Here is a 733-nt window from a genome sequence, read left to right as displayed (position 1 = left end):
GAGTCGCTGTCGCGCACGCCCCACACGGTGATGCCGATGCAGCGCGGCACGTTCATGCAGGCCTGGGTCAGGCCGCCGTACTGCGAGGTGGAGGCGTTGGTGACGTCGACCTCGGTGAGGGCGACGTCGACGCCGAGGGCGGCGAAGCTGGACAGGGTGGTCTGGAAGTTGCTCGGCAGGGAGCTGCCGCCGGTGAAGTGGGTCTGCAGGCCGACGCAGTCGATGGGCACGCCCCGGGACTTGAAGTCCTGGATCATGCGGTACACACCCTGGGTCTTGCCGTAGCTCCAGTTCTCGATGTTGTAGTCGTTGTAGCAGAGCTTGACCGACGGGTCGGCGTTGCGGGCGGTGCGGAAGGCGACCTCGATCCAGTCGTTGCCGGTGCCCTGCAGGTTGGACGAGCGGCGGCTGCCGTCCTCGTTGAACGCCTCGTTGACGACGTCCCAGGCGGCGAGTTTGCCCTTGTAGTGGGCCATGACGCCGTTGATGTGGTCGATCATCGCCTGGCGCAGGTTGCTGCCGGACAGGCTCTGCATCCAGCCGGGCTGCTGGGCGTGCCAGGCCAGGGTGTGGCCGCGGACCTTCAGGCCCCGCTGGGTCGCCCAGTTGTAGATCTGGTCGCCCGAGCTGAAGTTGAACTGCCCCCGGTTGGGCTGGGTGGCGTCGGGCTTCATCTCGTTCTCGGCCGTGATCATGTTGAACTCACGGGCGGCGATCGTGCTGTACGTCGAGT

Annotated in this window: 1 protein-coding gene; it reads right to left on the bottom strand. The window is 66.4% G+C overall.

All coding sequences use genetic code 11. The features are described 5' to 3' along the window. On the bottom strand, positions 1-733 hold a 733-nt coding region (locus ACFQO7_RS37740; RefSeq protein WP_376810895.1), incomplete at both ends, for a glycoside hydrolase family 10 protein.

This window comes from Catellatospora aurea (assembly GCF_042663325.1).
Lineage (GTDB): Bacteria > Actinomycetota > Actinomycetes > Mycobacteriales > Micromonosporaceae > Catellatospora > Catellatospora aurea.
This window is presented reverse-complemented; position numbering and strand designations above follow the sequence as displayed.